The organism is Desulfobulbaceae bacterium, from assembly GCA_015231515.1.
GTDB lineage: Bacteria > Desulfobacterota > Desulfobulbia > Desulfobulbales > VMSU01 > JADGBM01.
On the sequence record JADGBM010000073.1, the window covers coordinates 1 to 15,510 of the forward strand.

General features: G+C 46.5%; 18 protein-coding genes and 1 pseudogene. 13 read left to right on the plus strand and 6 right to left on the minus strand.

The annotated features are described in order from the left end of the window. Nucleotides 1-13: 13 nt before the first annotated feature. Both HQK80_11195 and HQK80_11200 read left to right on the plus strand, forming a co-directional pair. A complete protein-coding gene (locus HQK80_11195) occupies nt 14-958 on the plus strand; it encodes a PAS domain-containing protein (protein MBF0222773.1) in 945 nt (314 codons plus the stop codon). Further along, nucleotides 945-1,523: a response regulator gene (locus HQK80_11200; protein ID MBF0222774.1), complete on the plus strand. Its 579-nt coding sequence runs from the start codon at nt 945-947 to the stop codon at nt 1,521-1,523. The genes HQK80_11195 and HQK80_11200 overlap by 14 nt, the downstream gene beginning before the upstream one ends. A gap of 226 nt (nt 1,524-1,749) precedes the next feature. On the opposite strand, the gene HQK80_11205 is transcribed toward HQK80_11200, so the two are convergent. After that, the gene (locus tag HQK80_11205) at nt 1,750-2,556 is read right to left on the minus strand and encodes a 4'-phosphopantetheinyl transferase superfamily protein (GenBank protein ID MBF0222775.1); all 807 of its coding nucleotides are present in this window, start codon (nt 2,554-2,556) and stop codon (nt 1,750-1,752) included. Nucleotides 2,557-2,672: 116 nt separating this feature from the next. Between HQK80_11205 and HQK80_11210 the strand changes: the two genes are divergently transcribed. Then, the gene (locus tag HQK80_11210; GenBank protein ID MBF0222776.1) at nt 2,673-3,236 is read left to right on the plus strand and encodes a CvpA family protein; all 564 of its coding nucleotides are present in this window, start codon (nt 2,673-2,675) and stop codon (nt 3,234-3,236) included. Here the strand turns inward: HQK80_11210 and HQK80_11215 are convergent. Continuing rightward, nucleotides 3,180-3,878 (minus strand): TIGR04283 family arsenosugar biosynthesis glycosyltransferase, encoded by a 699-nt coding sequence (locus tag HQK80_11215; protein ID MBF0222777.1) that lies wholly within the window; start codon nt 3,876-3,878, stop codon nt 3,180-3,182. The two genes, HQK80_11210 and HQK80_11215, sit on opposite strands and share 57 nt — an antisense overlap. Continuing rightward, entirely contained in the window at nt 3,820-4,434 is a 615-nt protein-coding gene (locus tag HQK80_11220) for a TIGR04282 family arsenosugar biosynthesis glycosyltransferase (protein MBF0222778.1), read from the minus strand. The genes HQK80_11215 and HQK80_11220 overlap by 59 nt, the downstream gene beginning before the upstream one ends. Nucleotides 4,435-4,489: 55 nt before the next feature. Here HQK80_11220 and HQK80_11225 point away from each other — a divergent pair, with 55 nt between their 5' ends. The 7 genes and pseudogenes from HQK80_11225 to HQK80_11255 all read left to right on the plus strand — a co-directional run bounded on the left by HQK80_11225 (nt 4,490) and on the right by HQK80_11255 (nt 9,096). After that, entirely contained in the window at nt 4,490-5,257 is a 768-nt protein-coding gene (locus tag HQK80_11225; protein ID MBF0222779.1) for a UPF0280 family protein, read from the plus strand. A 184-nt stretch (nt 5,258-5,441) separates the two neighbouring features. After that, the gene (locus HQK80_11230) at nt 5,442-5,957 is read left to right on the plus strand and encodes an Lrp/AsnC family transcriptional regulator (GenBank protein ID MBF0222780.1); all 516 of its coding nucleotides are present in this window, start codon (nt 5,442-5,444) and stop codon (nt 5,955-5,957) included. A gap of 186 nt (nt 5,958-6,143) precedes the next feature. Continuing rightward, nucleotides 6,144-6,359 (plus strand): sulfur carrier protein ThiS, encoded by a 216-nt coding sequence (gene thiS, locus HQK80_11235; GenBank protein MBF0222781.1) that lies wholly within the window; start codon nt 6,144-6,146, stop codon nt 6,357-6,359. Next, a complete protein-coding gene (locus tag HQK80_11240) occupies nt 6,356-7,588 on the plus strand; it encodes an O-acetylhomoserine aminocarboxypropyltransferase/cysteine synthase (protein MBF0222782.1) in 1,233 nt (410 codons plus the stop codon). Before thiS ends, HQK80_11240 begins: the two co-directional genes overlap by 4 nt. Further along, on the plus strand, nt 7,588-8,400 hold the full coding sequence (locus HQK80_11245) for a HesA/MoeB/ThiF family protein (GenBank protein MBF0222783.1): 813 nt from the start codon (nt 7,588-7,590) through the stop codon (nt 8,398-8,400). The genes HQK80_11240 and HQK80_11245 overlap by 1 nt, the downstream gene beginning before the upstream one ends. Before the next feature lie 12 nt (nt 8,401-8,412). Continuing rightward, nucleotides 8,413-8,808, plus strand: a pseudogene (locus HQK80_11250) (M67 family metallopeptidase). 9 nt (nt 8,809-8,817) lie between these two features. After that, entirely contained in the window at nt 8,818-9,096 is a 279-nt protein-coding gene (locus tag HQK80_11255; protein MBF0222784.1) for a sulfurtransferase TusA family protein, read from the plus strand. Between the two features lie 58 nt (nt 9,097-9,154). Here HQK80_11255 and HQK80_11260 read toward each other — a convergent pair whose 3' ends face one another. Further along, entirely contained in the window at nt 9,155-9,697 is a 543-nt protein-coding gene (locus tag HQK80_11260) for a cyclic nucleotide-binding domain-containing protein (protein MBF0222785.1), read from the minus strand. A gap of 258 nt (nt 9,698-9,955) precedes the next feature. Continuing rightward, complete coding sequence (locus tag HQK80_11265) at nt 9,956-10,774, minus strand: inositol monophosphatase (GenBank protein MBF0222786.1); 819 nt, start codon at nt 10,772-10,774, stop codon at nt 9,956-9,958. Between the two features lie 172 nt (nt 10,775-10,946). Here HQK80_11265 and HQK80_11270 point away from each other — a divergent pair, with 172 nt between their 5' ends. After that, the gene (locus HQK80_11270; GenBank protein MBF0222787.1) at nt 10,947-12,335 is read left to right on the plus strand and encodes a dipeptidase; all 1,389 of its coding nucleotides are present in this window, start codon (nt 10,947-10,949) and stop codon (nt 12,333-12,335) included. An 82-nt stretch (nt 12,336-12,417) separates the two neighbouring features. Beyond that, a complete protein-coding gene (locus HQK80_11275; GenBank protein ID MBF0222788.1) occupies nt 12,418-13,617 on the plus strand; it encodes a pyridoxal phosphate-dependent aminotransferase in 1,200 nt (399 codons plus the stop codon). Here the strand turns inward: HQK80_11275 and HQK80_11280 are convergent. After that, entirely contained in the window at nt 13,521-15,005 is a 1,485-nt protein-coding gene (locus HQK80_11280; GenBank protein ID MBF0222789.1) for an ATP-dependent DNA helicase RecQ, read from the minus strand. The two genes, HQK80_11275 and HQK80_11280, sit on opposite strands and share 97 nt — an antisense overlap. A gap of 113 nt (nt 15,006-15,118) precedes the next feature. On the opposite strand from HQK80_11280, the gene HQK80_11285 reads away from it, so the two are divergent. Continuing rightward, a partial coding sequence (locus HQK80_11285) for a hypothetical protein (protein ID MBF0222790.1) occupies nt 15,119-15,510 on the plus strand: 392 nt, incomplete at its 3' end.

A 15,510-nucleotide genomic window follows, 5' to 3' on the forward strand; every position in this document is an offset into this window, starting at 1 on the left:
TATTCAAAAGCATATGGATAACAAAACCACAATTTACCTGAACGAACATCGGATATTATGCAGAGACAATACCTACAAGTGGGTGTTGGCCAGAGGAAAGGTTATCGCCTGGACAGCTGATGGCAAACCTTTGCGAATGATCGGAACACATACTGATATTACCGAGCAAAAAATGACGACAGAAGCGCTACGGAAAGCCCATAGTGAACTCGAGCAGCGTGTGCAGGCTAGAACCTTAGAGTTGCAAAAAACATATGAACAGTTGCTTCACGCTGAGAAAATGAGCGCAATTGGCAATCTTTCAGCTTCCATAGCGCATGAATTTAATAATCCTCTACAAGGTGTCATGGGCATTATTCGTGGAGTTAATAGAAGAGTTGAACTAGGTAAAGATGACCAGGAACTGGTTGACATGGCAATAACTGAATGCAACCGGATGAAAGACCTTATAAAAAGCCTACAGGATTTCAACCGACCGACCTCAAGCAGAAAAGCTCCTGTGAACATTCATAATTCGCTGGACAGCATACTCCTGCTTGCCAAGAAACAATTCCATACAAGGAAGATTACAGTTGAAAAAAAATATGCAGTGAACCTGCCGCAAATTATGGTTGTAGCCGATCAGCTCAAACAAGTTTTCTTGAATCTGCTAAACAATGCTTCAGATGCCTGTGCCCAAGGTGGTACTATTACTATTGAGACTGATACACTGGAAAACAATGTGGTTATCCGTTTTCATGACACGGGTTGCGGGATAACAGCTGAGAACATGGATCGTATCTTTGAACCATTTTTTACTACAAAAGCCGCAATGAAAGGAACTGGCCTGGGGTTACCAATCAGTTATGGGATAATCAAAGAGCACGGCGGAAAGATCACGGTGGAAAGTGAGCCTGGTAAAGGGGCGACATTTTCTGTAATTTTACCGATTGAGGGGATTTCTCATGCTGAACAATAAAATTTTGATAGTTGATGATGATGAAGAGAGCATTCTGATGATGCTATGTAAAGACTTTGAGGAGGAAGGGTACGAAGTAATGACTGCCGCAAGTGGTGAAGAAGCTATCAAGAAATTACAGAACAGTCCTTTTGATATAGTCATTAGCGATCTCGCTATGCCTGGCGCTGACGGAATAGCAGTACTGAACGAGGCAAAGAAAACAAATCCGGACATTATCGCAATAATTCTTACCGGTTACGGTGACATGACCTCAGCTATCGAGGCACTCCGTCTCGGTGCTGATGACTATCTTCTCAAACCATGTGATACCGAAGAGTTATTGTTACGGACAACTCGCTGTCTCGCCAAACAAGAAGCCTTTCAGAAAGTGAAATTTTATGAAAATATTCTACCTGTCTGTATGTACTGCAAAAGCATCCGAGATGATAAGGGCTCGGAACCAGGTAAAGGAAAATGGATGCGGATGGAAGAGTATCTTCATCAAAAAAGCGGGACCGATGTATCCCATACGTTCTGCCCAAATTGTAAAGAGCAAGCTACAAGAGATATGTTGGGGGATTGATGAGTTATGTACGCAAAGAGTGGTCCGGTTAAGAAATCCCTTTCTGCTCTTGCCACCCACCAAAAGCAAGATGCTCCATAACAAACTTTTTAACGGCTTGATGGTACGGAATAGTTCATTTACGGGTTTCATAGTGTACCCCTGCTTTTTTTTTGAGATGTTGAGAGCCAGGCAATCCTGACGCCCCGGCGTTCAAGCATACTTCCTTTTGCCAGGTAGAGGTTGATTAGGGCTTTACGACTGATCGTTTCAGGCCATCGTTGCGCAACATCGGAGTTAGTGTTGTGCATGTTATTGCAATAGCAAATTGACCAGATAAAGTAAAAAATACCTTCAACGGGCCAGCTACTCCCGGCCGATTACAATCAAAAATACCCAGGAACCCCTGGCTGACCGTGCCGGTTACTTCCCTTAGAGTTACTTCGCTAAAACCAAGAACCGGTTTGTTGGGAACTCCCTTCCTGAAGGCTTCTTTTGCCGACCAGATTAAGGCCAGAGGCGTTTCTTCGTCAAAGCTGCGCAGGCAAGGGAGTTGTCGTATGCTTTGCTCTTCAGGTGGAGTGATAAAACGGGATTTCACCTTGCTGATAGTTTTGGTTATCTCCTGAATATCGATACCGCACAAGCATTTGGTTGCTGCCAAGGCGGTTGCCCGGTTCCCACTATGGGATATTGAGATGTCGACTGGCAATGTTACGAGGTGTGATTGCAGAAAGGGGCGCCCCTCCGGAGTAGAATTAATTGAAAGGTCGGTCATTTCAGGGGTAGTGTAATTCAAGGCAGCAAGAAGCCCTCTTAAGGCTTTCTTGGCAGCGACTCGGCCACCAAGCCATTCAACCTGACGTTTACGATATTTAAAGGAGAAAAAACGTTCTTGTTCGGACGGGCTTAAGTGGCTGTGGACGAACCGTTTCTCCGCACTGAGAATGTGCTCGTTGAGAAGTTCAAGATCAATTGCCTTAAGGTGAAAGGCGGCATTTGGGAAAATATCCCGACAGGTCTGAAGCTGTTCGGGAATGAGTATTTCGAGCACGAATGTATACCCTTAAAAGCGCTTGCTATTTTAAATGAAAAGGTCAATTATGGTGGCGATGCCGAAAAACATAAACTATCTGTAGCCTACAGCCTAACATTTTCAAAGGATACGCCGTGACCGTTTTAGATATCGGAGTTATAGTCATACTTATTGGTTTTATTGTAAGGGGTGTTTGGATAGGCTTTGTACGCCAGCTTGCTTTTGTGTTGGCACTCGTTTTTGGTTACCTGGCCGCCGGCAGATATTACCCCGTTTTCTCACAGTATACCAGTGCGTGGTTAAAAGATCCTCAACTTCGCTTTGTTGTTACCTATACGGTACTCTTTTTGCTCACCTATGTGGCGGTTATGCTTCTAGGCCTGGGCTTGAAAAAAGTTATGCAGGTTACTTTTTTGGGCTGGTTTGATCGTACTATGGGTGCTGTTTTCGGACTGGCAAAGGCGGTATTTCTGGCCACTTTGATTTTTATGGGTCTGGCGGGAATTTTCTCGACGACTAACCCCATTATCCACAAGTCATTATGCTCACCCTACTTAATGATGAGTTCCAATTATATGACCTCCTTTATTCAAGATAAAGAACTGAAAAAGGAACTCGTCCCTAAAAAGCCTGCCATCTCCTCATTTCTTAGTGATCCTGTAACAGTGCTGAAGACGCTCCGGGGAGGCTCCGAGTAGAAAACCGAGCATGATGAGCCGGTTGGTTAAAGTTGTCTTCAGTACTCCATCTCTTTGCCACCGACGTCCTGAGGTTGTTACTTTCTGTTTGGCAAGGGTAATCGTACCTCGGCGTTGCATGGTTTTTATAAGCAGGACGTCCTCAAGAAAAGGTACATCCCGGTAGCCACCGACCGAATCAAACAGTGATTTATGGATAAAAATGGCTTGATCGCCATAGGGCATGCTGAAGAGTTTGGCTCGAATATTGGTGCAGAGCTCAATGAGCCTGATAGCCAGGCCTGACTGGTTGATATGAAGCTGAAAGGCCCCGCATGCACAGTTGGGATGCCGGAGAATTTTGTTTATCTGCACAGAGTAACCAGTTGGTAAAACCGTGTCGCTGTGCAGGAAAAGGAGGATTTCGCCTGAGGCTGCTGTAGCCCCGGCGTTCATCTGAGATGCTCGCCCTGGTGGGGCAGTTAAAACGTTACAGCCAAGCTGGCTGGCAATTCTGGCGCTGGAATCGTTGCCGCTATCAACGACGATGATTTCAAAAGCCTCTGGCGCGGCTGATTGAATAGCTTTGGCAATATTTGCTTCCTCATTCCGGCAAGGAATGATAACTGAGATGTTTGATATCTTCTGGTCGATCAATGTCATGAAGCGGCTCCAGTATGGTACTGGTCAGGTTATTTTGATCTGCTTTTTGTAAGGTTTGTGACAGGACTGATCCTGTTCCCCAATCAATATCTGTAAAGAGCTCTGCGTGCAGCCTGCTGAGCCCGATAAGGTAATAACCGCCGTCAAAAGCTGGGCCAAGTACAACATCAGCTTTAGGGAGGGCCGCAAAGGCCTTGACGAGCAGATCATTGCCCAGGCCGGGGCAGTCTGTGCCAACGGCGATAACGGAGCTGTTTTTTGCCAGAAAAGATGTTTTAAAGCCCTGGACGAGCCTTTGCCCTAAATCTCCTGGATATTGTTCTTGATAGGCATGGTCGCCCAGCCAGTTTTTCATGGAGCTTACACGGCCGCCCTGATAATAAATCGTTAAGGCGCAATCATGAGCCTTGGCGAAAGAGGCGGCCATCGAAACCGTTCTTTCCGCCATCTGGCGATGTAACTGAGCCGCACCGTCATCACCAAGTGCGGGAACGAGTCTGGTTTTTGTTTTACCTGGTTCAGGATAGCGGGTAAATATAAGTAACTGTTTTTTCATTAGATTGGTTGTTTTTAATAATGAGGAATAACCCAAAGCCCAAGAGACTATAGCATTGCCGTCTAAACAAAAAAAGAACAAACCTTCACCGGGCTCATATCGCCAAAGAAACTATCGAAATCGAGTGGATAGGAGCGGGCTGGTCTCCTTTGAGGTTCAGGTGCGAGAAACAGATCTTCATATTCTTGCCACAAAAGATGTGCGGAGCAAGGCTTTACACCATGTTTTTGAACTCAGAAATCAGCTGGAAAACTATATAGCACACTATCCTGAATTTTTACAAAGTCTGAAACCGCTTGCCTTTGATCCAACGGCCCCGGCGGTAGTAAAAGATATGATGCGAGCCTCCGAAAAAGCAGGAGTCGGTCCCATGGCAGCTGTGGCCGGGGTGACAGCTCAATATATTGGTGAGATCTTGGTGCGGGAGCACGGGGTGCAGGAGATTGTAGTTGAAAATGGCGGCGATATTTTTCTGCAGCGAAGTCAGGATTGCCGGATTGCAATTTTTGCCGGTGCTTCACCGCTGAGTAATAAGGTCGGTGTTTTGGTGAAGGCATCACAGATGCCGACAGGAGTGTGTACATCCTCAGCAACAGTTGGGCACTCTTTGAGTCTCGGGCAGGCAGATGCGGTTACAGTTTTAGCGCGCTCTACTGCCCTGGCCGATGCTGTGGCCACCAGACTGGGAAATGAAACGAGAAATAGCCAAGAGATTGATCTGGCCCTTGAAATAGGAGCGGCCATTGAAGGGATTGTCGGTATCGTTATCATTTGTGGAGAGCAACTTGGAGCTTGGGGCGATATCGAGTTGGTCGGCGTGTGATGATTACAAATCTTTGGTTATCAGGATTACATAACCTTCATTGTGCTGAATTATTGATAGACATGAGCATATATGACTGTTATTCTACAAATAACAGAATTAAATTCTTGACAACTGCATATATTGTAAATATTATGCAATAAAGAGATTGTGTTGCAGATTAAAAAAATCAGGGAATGACATAATGTTCAACGAACAATCAAGCCCCGTCTATAACGATGTTGATTTGGCCATACTCACGCATTTGCAAAAAGATGCCACAATTACTAATGCAGAACTGGCAAAACAGGTTGGCCTCTCACCTTCAGCGTGTCTGGGACGAACCAAGCGGCTGAAAGAGACTGGTGTGATTAAACGCATAACGGCGGTGATTGATGAACAGAAGGTTGGGCTCGAGATTGTAACCTTTGTTTTTGTTACACTCAGTCCGCATGACAGGGCCACGACTGAAGCGTTCTTGACCCATGTGCGCAGCCTTGCCAATATCCAGGAATGTTACAATATTTCTGGTAATTATGATTATCTGTTAAAAATCGTTTCCCCCTCAATAAGGGAGTATCGCAACTTTATCATTGATACACTCATTGAAATTCCTGGTGTTGGTAAGGTGGAAACTTCGGTAGTCTTGAGCAGTGAAAAGCAGTCATCGCAACTGCCTTTGCAGAACTCAAAACTTTGGAAAGATGCGGCACTGCTTTAATTAATGGTCTCGCGAAAACCAGATCGACATCCCCGTGACACTCTGTAGGTAGTTGATTTTATTAGGGGGCGCTGGAGCATTTCAGATTTCCCGCGATGTTGTCTTAACTGGTGGGGCATTTAAAAAAAACGTTAGGGTCTTATGGTGGTCGTATTCAGCGATGCGCGAAGAATGAAGGAGGCAGGTATGCAGATCAGAATAAATGGAGAGGATGAGCAGCTAGAGAAAAGTGGGGTATCTATTTCGGAACTTCTCATAATTAAAAAGGTTGAGTCGCCCGACATGGTTTCTGTGCAGCTGAACGGTGAAATTATCGATCGAAGTCAATACCAGGACCAGGTAGTTAGTGATGGTGATGAACTTGATTTCTTGTACTTCATGGGTGGAGGCGCCTTTTCGTGAAAGGGTTTACGACCAAAGCAATTCACGCAGGCAGTGCAGGGCGTGATCTGCATGGCTCTCTGCGAGTACCGGTCTATGATTCTGTTGCCTTTGAACAGGAGAGCAGCCGGGACATACAACTTGCCTTTGAGGGCAAAAAACCTGCCCATACCTATAGCCGGATCACCAATCCGACAACGGAAGATCTTGAACAAAAAATTCTGCAGTTGTCGGGAGGGCGTGCTGCACTCGCGGTGGCCTCGGGCATGGCGGCAATCAGCAACACAATTCTGACTCTGGCAGGCGCTGGCGCCAATATTGTTACTTCGCCGCATATTTTCGGCAACACCCTCTCTCTTTTTGAAAAGACCCTGCAGCCCTGGGGGTTGGAGGTCCGGCTGGTTGACATGTCAGACCCGGCGCAGGTTGCCAATGCCATCGATTCCAAGACCAGCGCGGTATTTTTGGAGAGCATAACCAATCCCCAGCTGGAAGTGGTCGACTGCAAAGCTATTAGTAGGATCACTCGAGAAAAACGAATCCCCTTGGTTCTGGACAACACTGTTACGACCCCCTACCTGTTCAACAGCAAAAATGTTGGGGTGGATATCGAAATTCTTTCAAGTACAAAATATATTTCAGGCGGCGCTACCTCCGTCGGCGGCATCATCATCGATACCGGAAACTTCGACTGGACATGTTCTGCAAAATTGAACAGTTGGACAAAGACCGCCGGACAATTTGCCTTCCTTGCCGCCATGCGCCGGGAGATCTATAGAAATGTCGGGGCCTGCATGTCCCCTCACAATGCCTACCTGCAGAGTTTGGGGCTGGAAACCATGGCTTTGCGGATAGATAAAAGCTGCCAGAATGCCCTGGAGCTGGCCAGGTTTTTAGACAATAAAACAGAAGTAAAGTCTGTTGATTACCCGGGCCTGGAAAGCTCTGCCTGCTATTCGATTGCCCGGCAGCAATTTAATAACAAATTTGGGGGTCTTCTGACCTTTGACCTGGAAAGTAAAGAGAGCTGTTTTGCCTTTATGGATGCAATGCGCATCATCCGCCGGGCAACCAATGTTAATGATAATAAGACATTAATTCTGCACCCATCTTCAACAATCTTTTCTGAATTTTCTGTTACCCGAAAAATTGAGTTAGGGGTGCGCCCGACGATGCTGCGCCTTTCAGTTGGTATTGAAGATATTGAAGACTTACAGGATGACTTGGAAAAAGGACTGCGAACAGTATGATAGACTTTACCCACGAACAACTCGAACGATACAGTCGTCACATACTTCTTCAGGACGTTGGCGTTGAAGGGCAGGAAAATTTGCTGAAGGCCAAAGTCCTTATTGTCGGGGCTGGTGGCCTTGGGGCGCCTGTTGCGCTCTATCTGGCAGCGGCGGGAGTTGGAACGATCGGCATAATTGACAATGATACTGTTGAGATATCCAATCTCCAGCGCCAGATCGTTCATTTCACAAAGGACATTAATAGTCCAAAAGTACTATCGGCAAAAGAGAAGATGTTGGCAATCAACCCGGATATTGAAGTCCGCACCTATCAGGAGTTTCTTTGTGCCGATAATATTCGCGGCATTATCAAGCCCTATGATTTTGTAGTCGACGGCACCGACAACTTCCCAACCAAGTTCCTGGTAAATGATGCCTGTGTTATGGAGAACAAATCATTCTCCCATGGCGGCATTCTTCGTTTTGACGGTCAGACCATGACTATTGTACCCCACCAGTCAGCCTGCTACCGCTGCGCCTTTCGCAAGCCTCCCCCGCCTGATGCAGTGCCAACCTGTTCACAGGCCGGGGTACTTGGAGCAATTGCCGGTATGCTCGGCACTATTCAGGCAGCCGAGGCCCTCAAGTATATCACCCAGGCCGGTACTCTTTTAACAAATACACTCCTGACCTTTGATGCCAAAACCATGAATTTCAGAAAAATCAAGATTAAGCGCCAAGCCGACTGTCCCGTTTGCGGAGAGGCTCCGACAATTACAGAGCTCGTGGATTATGAGCAAACTGTCTGTTCTCTTCCGCATAAGGCGTGATTCGAGACCATCATGAAAATTTTACAATCAATCATCAATGCAATTGTTCAGCATTCCCAAGATGAACTGCCTTATGAGGCCTGCGGTTACTTGGCAGCTAAAAACGGGGTTGTAACAAACTATTATGCGTTGAATAATAAGGACAAAGCGGCTGACCATTTTACCATGGATCCCAAAGAGCAGTTTGCCGCCATTAAAGATATGCGTGAGCAGGGCCTAAAACTTTGTGCGGTGTACCACAGTCATCCGGAAACAGCTGCCCGTCCGTCAGTAGAAGATATCCGGCTGGCCTTTGACCCCGACGTCAGCTACGTCATTATTTCCCTTGCCGACGGCGGAACTGTTGTGAAATCATTTAGGATAAACAAGGGAGTTGTTGATCCGGAAGAGATACAGATTATTACTCAACCCCAAGTCATGAAAAAACCATTACCTATGGAGGTGGCGATAATGACAGCTTCCACGTACCATCCGGCTGTAACAAAAAATTGTCGAGGAGTTGGTTGCCCGATGAACCTGGTCTATGCGAAGGTTGAACTGGCCAAACTAGGGGCGGGCCAAATTCTTGAAATCATTCTTGATGATGGCCCGCCGATCAACAATGTCCCTGGCTCAGCAGAAAAAGAAGGCCATAAAATCTTGTCCAGAAATCAGCTTGATGATGGCGCCTGGTCGGTGCTGATTGAAAAAGGATAACAGCAAAGCGTAAAATTAAATCTGTTATTTATTCTAACAGAGAAAACCTTCTAAACACCTAGACCCAGAGAGTTTCTTCGTCGGCGTCCTTGCCTGTAATCTTGGCTATTAAGGCGTCCTTTTCCTTGATCTCCCGCTGCATCCGTAGCACCTCTTCATTAGTAACCCTCAAGCGTTCGGCCAGTGATTCAGCAAAAAGGCGAAAAATTGTGTATCGAAAAATTGTTGTCGACTCTTTACGTGTTGCATCTATGTTGCCGCAATCAAGGCCAAGCACCATTGTTTTGGTAAGGGCCCAGACACTGGCAGAGCGTGGGGAGCCATCTATAACGCCCATTTCTCCAAAGAGATCGCCGCCGGTTTTAAGCACTGCAAAGGTTTTTTCGCCTTTGACAATTTTCACTTCGCCAGAGACTAGAAAGTAGACCCAGTGGTCGATCTCCCCTTTTTTGATGATGGTTTCTCCAGCCTCATACTCTTTTAGTTTGCCAACTTCCAAAAATGAGGCGAGCTCCTGATCATCAAAGGCACTGAATCGTGCAATTCGTTTAAGGAGATCCAGGGCCTTCTTGTTTTCTTTAAGGTAGTCAGTTTCGCGCATACTATTATTCCTCACAAGTGACAGGTTCCACCGAAAGACGTGCTTACGGTTCCCTTAATTTGAGTATACGGAAGAATGAAAGAAATTGTCAATGAAGATATTAGGCAATCTAGGAATTATTATCATTTTATTTGTCAAAAGAAATCCATACGTTGCTTTGAAATAAACAACGTGCATCAACAGTTATGGGATTTCTTGAAAAACCGTATATTTTTTATTCCTCTTTAGAGGATTAGGCTTTGGAAATTATAAACGGTATTATGAAAGGAGTTCTACCAGTTGACTGTGAATATGGCTGTTGCTGGCGATAATTTCAGGGAAAAATGGGCTGAAAGGCTTGCCAGAAAAAGTAGAAAGTCTGCCTCCGGCTTCACTAACCAGAAGGGCCCCTGCGGCACTGTCCCAGGGCTTGAGGTTCATCTCCCAGAAGCCATCGAGGCGACCGCAGGCTACATAGGCAAGGTCTATGGCAGCGGCTCCGGCCCGGCGCAAATCCTGGACCTGGGGCAGTACATTGCGCATTGCCTGGGTAACCTGTTCAAGTGTTCCAAGAACATCATAAGGGAAACCGGTTCCGACCAGAGAGTTCTGGAGTTTTTTTTCAGGGGTTACGTAAACCTGCGTGCCATTAAGCCAGGCCCCTTTACCTTTGATGCTGCAAAAAAGTTCGTTTTGAATGGGGCAGAAAATAAGCCCCGCCTGCAGTTCTTTGCCTAAAGTATAGCCGATGGAAACACCAAAAAAAGGAAAACTATGGGCAAAATTAGTGGTACCGTCCAAGGGGTCGATTATCCAGGTTGGTCCGTGCGGAATATCGCTGTAAGCGGCCTTGGACTCTTCTGCAAGGATAGTGTGGTCTGGAAAGGCTTTTGTTATAATTTCTAATATTGCTTTTTCTGAAGCAACATCTGCCTCTGTGACCAGGTCAATTGCACCTTTGTGCCGAATTTGATGAGGTTTGCCATAGAGTTCTTTAATTATCTTGCCACTGACCAGAGCCGCTCGCCCGGCAATTTTCAGAATATCGTCAGTTTCGCTCTCTGGGCCGTTGGCAATACAAGGGTCTAGTCGTTCCATTTTGGTTCCTTAACTTAATTTTTCAGGTTACAATTGCACCTCTGTCCACCTTAGGACAGGTTTCTAATTATCTAATATCCGAGTATTTAAAGCAATGCCGAATTAGAGCTGATTGAGGTCTGAAGGTTAATTGTTGGGGTGAAGGTATTTTGTTCACCAACGGGAGATAGTAATGCAGAACTATTTAAACGATAATCGCGGGAAAATTATTGAAGAGCTTTTTGACCTCTTGCGTATTCCTTCGATCAGTGCCGATTCAGCGCGGAAACAAGATGTGAGCCGCTGTGCTGAGACTATTAAAGGTTTACTCATCAAGGCCGGGCTGGAGCAAGTGGAGGTTTTACAAACTGGCGGACACCCTGTGGTTTATGGTCAGAAAATTATCGATCCAGAGCTGCCAACTGTGCTGGTCTATGGACATTATGACGTACAGCCGCCTGATCCTTTGGATTTGTGGACAACACCGCCCTTTGAACCAGAGATTCGTGACGGGAAAATTTACGCACGGGGAGCCAGTGATGATAAGGGCCAGCTGTTTATCCATGTCAAGGCCATTGAACAGATGGTGCAAACCGGGTCACTGCCCTGCAATGTCAAGCTTATTGCTGAAGGGGAGGAGGAGGTTGGCTCAACCCACCTGGGCAATTTTTTAAAGGAGCACCGGGAAAAAATAGCGGCGGATATTGTTCTTGTTTCTGATACGGGCATGATATCTCTCGATGAACCTTCAATTATGACAGGGCTTCGGGGCTTGAGTTATATTGAAATGGAAGTTGCCGGGGCAAATCGTGATCTGCATTCGGGACTGTATGGTGGTGCGGTTGCCAACCCAGCTCAGGTGCTGAGCACCCTGATTGCTTCGTTGATAAACGATGCCGGCCGGATTACCATCCCGGGGTTTTATGATGACGTTGAAGAGTTGTCTTCTGCCGAACGTCATCAGTTAGCCCAGGCTCCTTTTGATTTGGATAGATATAAACAGACTCTGGACATTGCTGAGGTAACCGGGGAGGCTGGTTATTCGGTTATGGAGCGAGTTGGCATCCGGCCCTCACTTGATGTAAACGGGATCTGGTCTGGTTATACCGGTGAAGGGGCAAAAACTGTCCTGCCGGCCAAGGCCTTTGCAAAAATATCAATGCGGCTGGTTCCTAATCAGTCATCGCCCCAAATATCACAACTATTTATTGACCATATCAAGGGTATTACACCGAAAACGGTCAAAGTTACCGTCACACCGCATCATGGTGGAGAACCATGGTGTATCCAGGATGATCTGCCGGCCTATCGTGCCGCATGTCGGGCAGTAAGAGAAGTATTTGGCAAAGAACCTGTTCCTGTTCGCGGTGGAGGCAGTATTCCAGTTGTCGCCTTATTTGAAGCAGAGCTGGGGCTGAAGACTATATTACTTGGATTTGGCCTGGACAGTGACGCCATTCACTCGCCAAATGAACATTTTGGGCTCATCAATCTTTTTAAGGGGATTGAAACGGTGCCCCTGTTTTATAAATATTTTGCAGAATCTCCAGATCTCCGCACCCTCTGTGGTGAGAAGGTTTGATCTGGGCAAGCTTAATGTTTCAGTCGTGGGCTGTACGTGTAACGCCCCTTTTCTCGTAAGCCCAGAGGGGTCTTAGTTGCGCATGTTTTCATCTCGATTGCCTGAAACCCTCGAGCCGAATGACTTTACCAGGCTCCTACAGGCTAAAAAAGCCGCTGGCGAGCAGATCTTCGATCTAACGCAGTCCAATCCAACCAAAGCCATGTTTTCTTTTGAGTATTTTCAAAAAAACACCAGCTTTGGCAATTGTGAGCCCTATGAGCCTTCGGCAAGGGGTATGCTTCAGGCAAGGGAGGCCATTTGTCAATATTATCGTGATAATGATCACGGAAGTTGTGATGCCGACGATCTTTTCCTGACCGCCAGCACCAGTGAGGCCTACAGTTTTTTGTTGAACTTGCTGACTGATCCCGGTGATGAGCTCTTGGTGCCAGCCCCCAGTTACCCACTTTTTGATTTCCTGGCGAGCCTGGAAAACGTCACTACGGCTCACTATGGGTTAGGGCTGGACGGCGACGGCCAATGGCGCATTGATTTCGAGTCTCTGGAGTTAATGGTTTCCAGTTTGACGAAGGCCATTGTCGTGGTGAACCCTAATAATCCGACTGGCTCATATATCACCTCCGAAGAGCTTCGGCGACTTAACGCACTCTGTCAAAGGCATAAACTCGCCCTGATTGTCGATGAGGTGTTTCTTGATTATAAAAATCCTGCCAGACCTGGTAAGCCGTTATCCCTGATAAACAACAGTGCGTCTTTGACTTTTACCCTGAGCGGCTTCTCCAAGATCCTGGCCCTGCCTCAGGCAAAGCTCAGCTGGATTCATGTGGGTGGGCCGGAGGCTCTGAAGATAGAGGCGAAAGATCGTTTGGAGTTTATTGCCGACACCTACCTTTCTGTGGGCGGGATGATTCAGCATGGTGCGCCCTTAATGTTTGCCGGTCAGGCAGCAATTCAGCAGCAGATTATGGCGCGGATTGAGGCCAATGAACGCTTTCTCCTGACCCAGACCACACTGCGTACGCACCTCCGAGAGGGCGGGTGGTATGCGATTATTCAGCTACCGGCACCTATTACAGATGAAGCGTGTTGTCTGGATCTTCTGGAAAGGCATTCCCTTATTGTTCATCCCGGATTTTTTTATGATTTTGCAGAAAGCAGCTGTATTGTCATAAGCCTGATAACTCAGGAAACGGTGTTCAGGCAAGGTCTTGTTTTGTTGCAATCATACCTGGAGTCTTGTTTTAGACAGCAGTCACAGGTGCCGCAGGGTTGGCTGTGAGTGAGGCCGAAATACCGATGAATTACGATGTTTCGGCACTCTTTTGTGTTTGCGTACTCAACCATCGATTGGAGGTTTTTCTGGTCCTGCAGCAGCTTATATTTAAGGGCCTCATCGTCAGCAAGATGCTGAGGGAGTTCGGAGCAGACGGCTAGATTTTTCTGGTCGAGAGAACCTCTGGTAACACCGTAGCGGTCAAAAATACTGAATACGGTTTCTAAACGAAAATCGCCTCGGTTCTTGACAATGCTCTCTTTAAGCCCCTCAACACCATAGGCGTTTATTGGGTCCGGGTCATCTTTCAGCAGGGAATATACCCTTCTGTACAGGTCTGCTTCCGGATTACTCCATTTGATAAAGTCCATTTGGATAAGCAGGTCCTGCTCATCGTAGAGAAGGAGGCATTTGGACGGCTTCCCATCGCGTCCGGCTCGACCAATTTCCTGATAATAGCCTTCAAGGCTTGCCGGTATTTCGGCATGGATTACGTAGCGAATATTGTCTTTATCAATGCCCATTCCAAAGGCGTTCGTTGCCAGGATTAAATTGTTTTCACCATGCATGAATTTATCTTGGAGTTTGGCGCGTTGTTTTGGTTCGAGGCGGCCATGATAGACTAGATGATTAATACCTTTTTCCTGGAGATGATTGCTGCAAGCCTCCAGGGTTTTGATTAAGGCGAAATAGACGATACCATTTCCCGGGACTGTTTTTTGTAATTTGATAATATGATCAATCTTGCTGGGCAACTCCCAAACTTTTTTTACCTGTAAATGTAAATTGGGGCGGTTAATGCCATCGAGATAGATCTTAACCTCATTTTCATGGAGGCCAAGTTGCCGGATAATATCCTGCTGAACCGATGGGGTGGCTGTCGCAGTGAGCGCAATGGTTGTGGGGTTGCCTAAAAGTTGGCGAAACTCACTGATTCGCGTGTAGTCTGGTCTGAAATCGTGGCCCCACTGGCTGATACAATGGGCTTCGTCTACAGCAAGATAGTCAATAGTTCGTTTTGCAAGGCTCTCTAAAAAGGTTTTTTTTCGGAATCGTTCCGGAGTAACGAATAGTAATGAATATTGACCCTGACTGATATTTCTGTAGCGAGTTTCACGGGCCGTTTTGGAGAGCGAAGAGTTGATGTATGTCGCATCGATGCCTTGTTGTGAGAGGCTGTCAACCTGGTCTTTCATCAGAGCGATAAGTGGAGAGATGACAACTGTGAGGTTTTCTGAGATAATGGCAGGGAGCTGATAACACAATGATTTTCCCATACCGGTAGGCATTAGAATAAGACAGTGTTTTCTCGAAATGACACGGCGAATGATGGCCTCTTGCTGACCTCGAAAGGTTTTGTGGCCAAAAAGGGTGAGGGCTTTCTTTATATCCATAGAAAAATACTTTTGAGATGTGGTATTTGTGACGATACAGGCTATTATGACTGTGCAGTGTAAAGGCGAAGTATAGTTATAACCACTGAAAAGGCAATAGTTCACACTAAATTATGAAGAAAAAGCCCTGGTCTGACGACCCCCAAATAATAATTGAAGTCATCAATGCCGTGATTGATGGCCGAGTGTCTGTGTCTTTACAGGGGCAGCAGAGTCTTGGGTTGTGGACGCGAATCCAGACAATTCATTATCATCGGAATATACCGTATCTTTTGATAGGTAAGCCTAAAGGCCTGGTGAACACCAAAGCTGTTCGTGAGGTCTTGTTTAAAATGAAAGGTTTGCCGGTACTGGGATTTTCATGTCCGATTACTCGTGAGGCAGATCATCTTTTGGCAACTATGTTGCCACAGTCAGTCTTTCAGTTGGAACTTAGATCGCAAGAGCGGATTGTTCCCCTGCGAGGCTCAATGGCAACATTCTTTACCCGAGGCGGCTCCAGGGT

Excerpts from the sequence above, each read along its gene's own strand:
- HQK80_11195 (MBF0222773.1), top strand. The coding sequence starts at position 14 with ATGGATAACAAAACCACAATTTACCTGAACGAACATCGGATATTATGC.
- HQK80_11200 (MBF0222774.1), top strand. The coding sequence starts at position 945 with ATGCTGAACAATAAAATTTTGATAGTTGATGATGATGAAGAGAGCATT.
- HQK80_11215 (MBF0222777.1), bottom strand. The coding sequence starts at position 3,878 with ATGACATTGATCGACCAGAAGATATCAAACATCTCAGTTATCATTCCT.
- HQK80_11220 (MBF0222778.1), bottom strand. The coding sequence starts at position 4,434 with ATGAAAAAACAGTTACTTATATTTACCCGCTATCCTGAACCAGGTAAA.
- HQK80_11230 (MBF0222780.1), top strand. The coding sequence starts at position 5,442 with ATGTTCAACGAACAATCAAGCCCCGTCTATAACGATGTTGATTTGGCC.
- thiS (MBF0222781.1), top strand. The coding sequence starts at position 6,144 with ATGCAGATCAGAATAAATGGAGAGGATGAGCAGCTAGAGAAAAGTGGG.
- HQK80_11255 (MBF0222784.1), top strand. The coding sequence starts at position 8,818 with ATGAAAAAACCATTACCTATGGAGGTGGCGATAATGACAGCTTCCACG.
- HQK80_11260 (MBF0222785.1), bottom strand. The coding sequence starts at position 9,697 with ATGCGCGAAACTGACTACCTTAAAGAAAACAAGAAGGCCCTGGATCTC.
- HQK80_11265 (MBF0222786.1), bottom strand. The coding sequence starts at position 10,774 with ATGGAACGACTAGACCCTTGTATTGCCAACGGCCCAGAGAGCGAAACT.
- HQK80_11270 (MBF0222787.1), top strand. The coding sequence starts at position 10,947 with ATGCAGAACTATTTAAACGATAATCGCGGGAAAATTATTGAAGAGCTT.
- HQK80_11275 (MBF0222788.1), top strand. The coding sequence starts at position 12,418 with ATGTTTTCATCTCGATTGCCTGAAACCCTCGAGCCGAATGACTTTACC.
- HQK80_11280 (MBF0222789.1), bottom strand. The coding sequence starts at position 15,005 with ATGGATATAAAGAAAGCCCTCACCCTTTTTGGCCACAAAACCTTTCGA.